The organism is Anaerolinea thermolimosa (assembly GCF_001050195.2).
Classification (GTDB): Bacteria; Chloroflexota; Anaerolineae; order Anaerolineales; family Anaerolineaceae; genus Anaerolinea; species Anaerolinea thermolimosa.
On sequence record NZ_DF967965.1, the window covers coordinates 3,340,707 to 3,349,826 of the forward strand.

11 protein-coding genes are annotated in these 9,120 nt (G+C 46.8%); 6 read left to right on the plus strand and 5 right to left on the minus strand.

Annotated features, from left to right (window positions below):
- From ATHL_RS14985 to sodN, 4 genes are all read right to left on the minus strand, one after another.
- The coding region (locus ATHL_RS14985) for a hypothetical protein (RefSeq protein WP_162787738.1) at positions 1 to 222 on the minus strand (222 nt) is incomplete at its 3' end.
- Entirely contained in the window at positions 215 to 1,225 is a 1,011-nt protein-coding gene (locus ATHL_RS14990; RefSeq protein ID WP_062195551.1) for a DNA polymerase III subunit, read from the minus strand. The genes ATHL_RS14990 and ATHL_RS14985, both read right to left, overlap by 8 nt.
- A 42-nt stretch (positions 1,226 to 1,267) precedes the next feature.
- A complete protein-coding gene (locus tag ATHL_RS14995) occupies positions 1,268 to 1,558 on the minus strand; it encodes a S26 family signal peptidase (protein WP_162787739.1) in 291 nt (96 codons plus the stop codon).
- An 8-nt stretch (positions 1,559 to 1,566) separates the two neighbouring features.
- Positions 1,567 to 2,067: a superoxide dismutase, Ni gene (sodN, locus tag ATHL_RS15000; RefSeq protein WP_062195555.1), complete on the minus strand. Its 501-nt coding sequence runs from the start codon at positions 2,065 to 2,067 to the stop codon at positions 1,567 to 1,569.
- A 138-nt stretch (positions 2,068 to 2,205) separates the two neighbouring features.
- Between sodN and ATHL_RS15005 the strand changes: the two genes are divergently transcribed.
- The 6 genes from ATHL_RS15005 (at position 2,206) to ATHL_RS15030 (ending at position 8,470) form a co-directional block, all read left to right on the plus strand.
- Complete coding sequence (locus ATHL_RS15005) at positions 2,206 to 3,135, plus strand: glycosyltransferase family 2 protein (protein ID WP_062195564.1); 930 nt, start codon at positions 2,206 to 2,208, stop codon at positions 3,133 to 3,135.
- 207 nt (positions 3,136 to 3,342) lie between these two features.
- A complete protein-coding gene (locus ATHL_RS15010; RefSeq protein WP_062195556.1) occupies positions 3,343 to 4,569 on the plus strand; it encodes a glycosyltransferase family 4 protein in 1,227 nt (408 codons plus the stop codon).
- Positions 4,570 to 4,586: 17 nt separating this feature from the next.
- Positions 4,587 to 5,300, plus strand: a complete 714-nt coding sequence (locus ATHL_RS15015) for a class I SAM-dependent methyltransferase (RefSeq protein ID WP_062195558.1) — start codon at positions 4,587 to 4,589, stop codon at positions 5,298 to 5,300.
- Positions 5,301 to 5,307: 7 nt separating this feature from the next.
- Positions 5,308 to 6,237, plus strand: a complete 930-nt coding sequence (locus tag ATHL_RS15020) for a lysylphosphatidylglycerol synthase domain-containing protein (protein WP_084001546.1) — start codon at positions 5,308 to 5,310, stop codon at positions 6,235 to 6,237.
- 86 nt (positions 6,238 to 6,323) lie between these two features.
- Positions 6,324 to 7,829 (plus strand): hypothetical protein, encoded by a 1,506-nt coding sequence (locus ATHL_RS15025; RefSeq protein ID WP_162787740.1) that lies wholly within the window; start codon positions 6,324 to 6,326, stop codon positions 7,827 to 7,829.
- Between the two features lie 203 nt (positions 7,830 to 8,032).
- Entirely contained in the window at positions 8,033 to 8,470 is a 438-nt protein-coding gene (locus tag ATHL_RS15030) for a hypothetical protein (protein WP_062195563.1), read from the plus strand.
- A gap of 257 nt (positions 8,471 to 8,727) precedes the next feature.
- On the opposite strand, the gene ATHL_RS15035 is transcribed toward ATHL_RS15030, so the two are convergent.
- A partial coding sequence (locus ATHL_RS15035) for a hypothetical protein (RefSeq protein WP_162787741.1) occupies positions 8,728 to 9,120 on the minus strand: 393 nt, incomplete at its 5' end.

Consider the following 9,120-nt stretch of genomic DNA (forward strand, 5'->3'; position numbering starts at 1 on the left):
GCCCCCCCACAGCACACCCCCCGCCGCCAGGTAGCCCGGCCCCGGATGGATGCCCAGGCTGGTCAGAAGTGAAGCGTCGGAGAGGGCTAACCCAAGGCGTAACCAGCCCAGCAGTGAAAAATACAGAAACACCAGCCCCAGCAGGCTTCTCCGGCCTCTTCCCCTGGCCGGGCGGAGTTCGCCTTCTTCCTCCTGCACGGCATGAAAAAGCGGCTCAGGCATGGGGTGAGATCCTCGGCCAGTCCAGCAGGGTGACTTCAGCCAGCAGCCGTGCATTGACGTTGGCATCCAGGCGCGCCAGGGCATCCATCAGGCTGTGCACACACTGGCGAGCCGCCTGAAAACCCGCCTGTTGCGCAACCTGCCGGATGACTTCCGCCCGGTCAGGATTGACCAGAGGAAGGCTCGCTCCAGAGGCAACCCGCAGGGTATCTCGCCAGGCAGTGAGCCACACCTGTAAGGCTCCGCGGAGAGCTTCGCGGGTGCGTTCGGGCGCCCCGCGGGTGAGGCCTTCGATATAGGTGAACCGCTCTGTCCGGCCGGTGGTGAGCAGGTGAAGCCAGTCGTCCAGAAAGGCACTGCGTTGTTCCAGAAAGGCGCGGTCTTCGCTCAATCGCAGGGCGTAACCCAGCCGTCCTTCCGAAAGGTGTGCCAGCAGATGGGCTTCGGCCTGCGGAAGACCGCGTGCGGTAAGCTCTTCTTCCAGCCGGGGCACAGCCAGGGGGCGCAGGCGCAACACCTCACACCGCGAAACAATGGTGGGCAGCAACAGATCGGGAGAATCGGCTGTGAGCAGGAGAATGACGCGCGCGGGGGCTTCTTCCAGCGTTTTCAGCAGGGCATTCTGAGCACTGGGGTGGGCTTCCTGAAAACGGAGCAGCCATGCCACGCGGTAGGGAGCCTCGTAGGGCAGGAGTGAGAGCGTTTTTTGCAGCTCACGCACCTGGTCTACTTTAAGCGTGCCCCCCTCGCTCTCAGCCTGCACGATGCTCAGATCGGGGTGTTGCATTTGTTCTACCTGACGGCAGGTGCGGCAGGTTCCGCAGGGCTGGCCCGGAGATGTGGATTGCGGGCAGAACAGCGCCTGGGTCAACCGCAGTGCCAGTGTGCGCCGCCCCACCCCGGGCGGCCCGCTGAAGAGATAGGCATGGCGCACATCACCCTGCCGGATGTGCCCAACCAGCAGGCGCTCGGCCCATTCGTGACCAGTAACATTCCAGGGCATGGATGGATTCTACCAGAGAACGCCTGCTCTGCTGATAGAGGCTTACTTCCTCTGGCGATGAATACCCCAGACAACCACTCCCTCTACCTGACGACGCTCTACCGGCCCGAAGGTACGGCTATCAATGGACCCCCCGCCGCTTCCCAGCACAAAGAGCTTCCCGCAGGGTTCGATCGATGCGATACGTTTGATCAACTGCCCGTAACCCGGCTGGTGAAACACAATCACCTGGCCAGGGCGTGGGCGCCGAAAAAGAAGGGGCAGGGCCGAGACGACCACGTAATCGCCATCGGCGAAGTCGGGGGTCAGGCTCGAGCCCTGCACACGCAACACTTTTAAAATCACAATACCGGGTAGACGATCTCTTCTTCGGGCTTATAGGGGGCTTTCACACGTTTGGTGGGGATGCCCTTGATCTCCCAGAAGATTTCGGCAAAGCGGTTGACCTGGGCAAGCAGGTCGAGTGCGGCTTCGCGGCTGGCCGACTGACGTGCCTTAGACCCAGCTTGCATGATCTTATGCACCAGGGTGGGCAGTTCAGGGTACTTTTCTACGTGTTCTTTTTTGATAAAATCGCCAAAGATGACGCGCACTTCGCGCTTGCACAGCTCGGCGTGCTCCTCTTTAACCGCAATATAGCGCGACATGCTGTTATGAAATTCGGCGTTGTCTTTCTGGGCACCTTTCACCAGATCGGTCATCAAATCGACCATGCGAATGACGGTGAGAGCCGCCACCTGCGCCTGATGGGGATCGTAGATGCCACAGGGAATGTCGCAGTGGGCCCGTGCCACTTCAAAGTGAAAGAGCCGGTCGAGAACCTGGAAGATTCGGTGAAACATAGCATACCCTCCTGATTAGATGAACACAAAACACAGAGAACGCTGTCTTAATCATAGAAGTTTACCGGGGGCAAGTCAAGCCTGGATGCCCGTGAACCCCGCCGCCTGCCTGTGGTATACTTTCAGCCAGATCAAGGTATGAAACTGATCATCCAGATACCCTGTTACAACGAAGCCGCCGTAGTCGGCGAGACGATCCGCCAGCTTCCTCGTCAGATCGATGGGGTAGATGAGGTAGAGGTGCTGGTGATCGACGATGGCAGCACCGATGATACTGCCCGGGCCGCCCGGGAAGCCGGGGCTGACCATATCGTGCGGCTGCACCACCAAGGGCTGGCGCGCGCCTTTGCCGCCGGGCTGGATGCCTGCCTGCGCCTGGGCGCCGACCTTATCGTCAACACGGATGCCGATAACCAGTATTACGCGGGGGATATTCCGCGCCTCATTGCCCCAATTCTGGAAGGCCGGGCCGAGCTGGTGGTAGGCGATCGCGGCGTGGCCACCCTGGAGCATTTCGCTCCCCTCAAGCGCCGCCTGCAGGTATGGGGCAGCGGGGTGGTCTCGCGGGCTGCCGGCATCGACATTCCAGATGCCACCAGTGGGTTCCGGGCGCTTTCGCGCGAGGCGGCACTGCGTACCCTGGTATTGAGTGATTACTCGTATACGCTGGAAACGCTCATCCAGGCGGGTAACAGCCACCTGCCGGTGGCCTCGGTGCCGGTGCGCACCAACCCGCCCACGCGCCCTTCGCGGCTGATTCGCTCCCTGCGCACTTACCTGCGCAACTCCACCGTGACCATCGTGCGTTCTTATTCGATGTACCGCCCGCTACGGGTGTTCACAGTGATCGGCATACTGCTCATCACCGGGGCAGTGGCCATCGGCGCGCGCTTTGTGATTATGCGTTACCTCCTCGGGCGCGACGTGAATCAGCTCCAATCGCTGATTCTGGCGGCGGTGCTGGGCATCGTCGGCTTTCAGACGCTCCTCATCGGCCTCGTCGCCGACCTCATCGCCTTCAACCGCAAAATGCTGGAAGAGGTGCTGTATCGGATGAGGAAGGGGTAGAGTGTTAGAGATAAGTATCGGTTGAGGTTTGTACTGATTTTTCTTCATGAGAGATAAGTTTTTCAAAGAGTTATCATCCCATTTTTTAATAAATCCTCGTTTTCAGCACATGAGGTTTGCATTTCTGATAGCGGATACCACTCGCCAAAATTGCAAAAGTTATCCTACTTTCTACTTTCCCTTTGAGCATCCATTAAGAATAAGAAGATGAAGATCGCTGTGTTGACAAGTTCTTATCCTCGATATCCTGGCGATGGGACTGCGCCATTTATCCAATCATTGTGTACTACCCTTAATAAACACGGACATGATATTGAGGTAATTGCACCCTATGACATCGATATCCGTCAAAACCAATCATCGGATGTGATTGTACATCGATTCAAGTATGTTTGGCCAAAACGCTTCCATATTATGGGCCATGGGCGGTCTTTGTTATCAGATGTAACTCTTAAACCATTGACATTTGTATTATTGCCTTTGTTTATATTTGCAGAAACTCTTAAACTTCTTGATGTTACTGCAAATCAAAAATCCGATTTAATTCACGTTCACTGGGTACTACCGAATGGCCCAGCTGCTCTTGTGGTTTCGAAAATCCGGAAAATTCCTTATGTTTTGAGTTTACATGGCTCCGACATCTATGTTTCAACGAAAAATAAGGTTTTTAGCTGGTTCGCCAAGAAAGTTATTAAGCATGCCTCTTTTATCAGTGCTTGCAGCCCCGATCTATTAATAGCTGCAAAAAGACTTGGGGCCGGAGACAAAGTTGCATTACTGGCATGGGGAGCAGATCCTGTTCACTTCACACCTCAAAGAAGAGATATTACTTTCAGGCAAAGACATCAATGGGAAGTGAATAAAATTGTTGTATTTGCTTTAGGGCGAATGGTATTCAAAAAAGGGTTCGAAATATTAATCCGGGCTTGGGAAAAAATTCAAAATGACCAAGATAACATATTGCTTGTAATCGGTGGAGAGGGACCAATACGTACCCAATTACAAAACATGATCACCAAGGAAAGGATTATTAATGTGGAATTACCCGGGAGAATTCCATGGACTGATGTTCCAGACTACCTTGCGAATGCCGATATTTTTGTAATGCCATCGATAAAAGATCAAAAAGGAAATCTTGATGGTCTTCCAACTGTATTACTGGAAGCGATGAGTTCCGGATTGCCTGTGATTGCAAGTAGAATTGCAGGTATTCCGTTAGTAATCCAAGATAATCGGAATGGCATTTTAGTAAGTCCGGGTAATTCGAATGAATTGGCTGAGGCTTTACTGAAATTAATCAATAATCAGGATTTACGAAGAAGATTAGGGGAAAATGCAAGAAAGGATATAATCACTCAGTTTAATTGGGACTCTGTTGCAAGCAAATTTGAAGAACGTTATTCGAATGCAGTCATAACCTCGAAACATAGTTAAGGAAGGAAAATTACCAAATGGAAAACTTTGATCAAGGATATTACTGGAATAAATGGAAACTATGGGATGAAATGAAAACATATGGGGCGGCAGCGAGACATACCAGAAGAAACGTGTTCAAGATTATTAAAGGTTGTGACTTTCAAAGCGCAGTCGATATTGGTTGTGGCGGTGGACATTTGTTGGCAGAGTTTAGATCAAAATACCCTGAATTAAAGCTGGCAGGTACTGAATTTATAGAAACAGCTGTCATCGAAAACAGAAAACGCTACCCATCTATTGATTTTTTTATGCTTGATATAACTGAAGGATCACTAGATGCATGTTATGATCTTGTTCTCTGTATCGATGTGTTGGAGCATATTGACGATGATATTAAGGCATTAAAGAATCTTCGAAAAATGACAGGGAAGTTCCTAGTGGTTGGTGTTCCCATTGGAAAAGTATCCAAATCAGAACGATCGTCTCTTGGACATGTTCATGGATATACAATTAATGAGGTATCCATGAAGGTATATAAAGCAGGTTTTCAAATCCTTAGGTCACTCGAATGGGGTTTCCCATTCTACAATCTGGCAAGATTGGTTACTAAAAATATGAGATCAAGCCCAGCAGAAGGTAAGTTCACTGTAGTAAAGGGTGTACTATTTTCGTTTCTCTACTATCTATATTTTATTAATTTACCAATTTTTGGGAACAAATATTTTCTTTTATGTGAACCGAAGGAATGAAAAACTATTGTTAAAACAAATTAAAAAAGTATCATTCTTTATTGGATTAACTCTTGGTAGTATTCTTTTTATTATGCAACTATCCAAGACTATTAATGCTATTAAAGGTATGTCCATATCTATACGATATCCAATTTTATTAATTGTGGGTTTATTTTTAGAGATTATTGTCTACTTAAACCAAATGTTAATTTGGGGGAGAATCATGGAAAGCCTTGGTTCAAATTTAAGGCTTTCATCGTTTTTTTCCGGATATTGGCTCTCGTATTTACCAAGATATTTACCGGGTTCATTATGGGGGTATATGAGTAGAGGAGCATGGTTAAGTAGCTCTTTTAATATTGATCTAAGTGTATCGTTAATGGGATCAATTATAGAAGTTATAGTTATGGCTTTATCTGCCGTTTTATTTTACGCATTCTCAATATATGTGAATCAACCATTTATGGTAATAATATATTTATCAGTACTGCCTATAACATGGCTAATAATCAAGAAGGTCGCGCATTTAATATCAAGCTCAAATAATAAGATTCTAAAACAATTGTATGGAACAAACAGTCTGGAAAGAACTTTTTCTTTGATCGATTGGATGTTTATTTTTTTGTATGCCTTTGTCAGTTGGTTGATATTCGGATTTATTTCCATTTTGATTACTTTTTCAATCACAACTTTTCCATTACCGATATTGCTAAATTATTTCATTACTTTTTGTGGAATATATGCACTATCATGGCTAGTTGGTTTTCTATTCGTCATAGTACCCTCTGGCCTTGGTATCAGAGAGTATTTTCTTGCTAGTATTTTAATGACGACTCTTAATGTCTCGATGGATGTTGGAAATGCAATATCTGTTGTTTTACGATTACTGGGTTTCATGGCAGAGTTTTTTTGGATTTTAGTGGGTGTGATTGTGGAAACAAAGAAAAATATTTGAATTATGGATTAATACTCCAAAATAATTATTGAAAACCAACTATTAAGTAATATGATTGTCTTGTAAAAAGTATCAGGAGAAAAAATATGAAGACAAAGCTATTTTCCACCTTCTCTATCGTTTTAATGCTTTGCTTAATAATCGGTACAAGCAGAGACGTCTCTGGCGCAGCAACCTCAAAAGTATTATCGACCACATATACTTTAGCTAATATGGGCTCTACTGAGGCCACAGTAAGTGTCCAATATCTAAAGGATGATGGTACACCATGGACAGCTGACCCTGGTAATACTACCTTTACATTAGCTGGAAATGGAGGACAAAAACAAGTCCGACAATATTTTGATTCTACAATGGCGAGTGGTAGAGGCTCAGCGGTAATATCATCAAGTCAACCACTCGCCGCCATTGTGCTTATGTTGGCAAGAAATCAAGTACCTACTTCTGGAGGATATGAGGGGTCTTACATGGGTGATACGAAAGTATATGTCCCCCTTGTTCAGAAGAATTTAAATACAGCTTCTGGAAAAGGTAATAGTCAGCTAATTATCCAGAATATGGATACACGTCCATTGAAAGTTAGCATTGAGTTTATCCCGAAACCAGGCTCCGGAAAATCTGGGGCAACTAAGAACTTCAATAACTACATTGCCCCTGGCGTTTCTCAATATTATGATCTGGATAGTGAAACGCTATTGGAAGATAACTGGATTGGCGCTGCGGTTGTAACAGCAAAAGACAGCTCTGATGTAGCCGGAAGGACCGGAGTTATTTCTAACCTGTTTGTGGGCCCCGATATGCTTTATACCATAAATGGATTTGGGGCATCAGCGGTCAGAAAAAAATGGTTCGTTCCTTACTTTACATCTAAATTATCAAATGGACAAAACACATCCATAGCGGTGCAAAATTTGAGCGGCGCTGAATTACCAATAGGGGCAATCAATCTTAGCTGTATACCCGACTCTGAATCGGCAGTGGCCACACCCATTAATTTATCTAATACAGTTATTGTAGCGGATAAGGCTAGCTATGAGTTCAATTCATTAGCTCTATCAACTACAGATGCACCGGCGGGATGGCATGGAGCATGCGTGGTAACAACATCAACAGGAGATAAAGACCTCGCAGTAGCTGTTTATGTGAGACATGTAGGGAATCCCGGTAATGGCGGTGGGGCTGGTTTTAACGGTATTGGTGAACCCCTTCCTGCTGAAATTAACAATTACAAAACAATCGTTCTTCCCTATGTGAATAAACGTCTGGAAAATGGCATTGCCACGGTGATCAGTGTTGAGAATATTGGTAATGCAGATGCAACTGTTACTCTAAAATATAAGGCATCGGAAGAATTTACAGGCAGTCCACAAGAGCTGGTTATTAACGGTGTTTCGATTAAAAAAGGTCAGTCGTTAGTCAGAAATTATCGTATGGCCACTGGGGATATTTCTGAACCCGCTTTACCAAATGGTTGGTTTGGTTCATTGACTATAACATCTGATCAACCATTACAAAGCTTTACTTTCGTGACGAATTATAAGTCGGCAATTGGCGATACATACTTCGGATTCAATGCGTTTCCAATCCAATAATTCTACCTGGAAATAAGATGTGTTGAGGCCAAATCACCTTCGGTTTGGCCTCATATACATATCGAACATTGACAATTATGAGAAAACAAATTTTACAATCGTACATTTTAATTATCTTGTTGATAATAGTTGGCTGTGTTCATTCTCAACCAATTAACGAACCTCCTGCATCAACCACAGATGCTATAACTGTTTATCCATCCATGAGTGGAAAAACCGAAACTGATGTGTATCCTGCACCTGAAAATGCCGACCTAAAATTAACTCCAACCTTAAGCCATTTCATTATCCCAACACCCGAATCCGGGAAAGCATCTGTTTATGGGGTGCTGGTTAATTTCGCTACATCTGCTTTGATGAACAACGTTGATATTTATTTAACCAGAGCTGTTGGTGAAGATCATAATCAGGTTCCCCCATTTTTAGTTGGAGCAATCGAGAAAAATGGGGATATTAAAGGGAAAACGAATAATGTTGGCCAATTTATGTTTACCAACATACCACCAGGTAATTACTATTTAATTGTTTCGATGGATTTATCTCCAGTAACCCCAAAAGATACAACTACCATACCTCTTCTGATTCAATTGAGACCAGATACTATAACAGAATTAGGTACCATATACTATAGTGGGAACTAATTCTAATAAACAAAAGGATTACTTATTATGTGAATTATTCTACCAGGCAGTCAAATCCGAGAGGCTTTTTAACAGGACATTTCAATATTGTTCTTTTTCAGCAGTTGTGAACTGTACATGAAAATTATAAAATTAGCGTTTTATTATCCTTCAAAATTCTAATTTTGCGAGTTAGATTATCACAGATCAGTAATTCTTTGCACAAAATTAAGCTTAAGGGAGGAAGTCACCTTATAGTAACTCTTGCTTCTTCCCCCCTACCCTCCCCCCTCGGTGAACTCCACGCGCCAGGCGCCGCCGCACCCCGGCACCGAAAGGCCGCCCACCGCCTCGCTGGCTTCGCCCACGCGCAGGGTGTAGCTCACCCCGGCCTCCATCTGAAAGTCGGCATACCCCGGGCTGATCTCTGGCGCCAACCCGGTATAAAAGAGAGAAGACTTTCCCTCTCCCCACAGCACCAAAATGGGCACACCCGCCAGCGGGTTGCCATCGCGCCCGGTCACCAGCACCACCAGCCGGCCCGCTGGCAGGCTTCCGTCACACACCTCCTGCCGGTTCGTCAGCACAAAGGGGGCATCCAGCACGCGCGGCGGGGTGGCAGTTGGCCGCGGGGTAAAGGTGGCGCGCGGCGTGGGTGTAGGCAGGGGGGG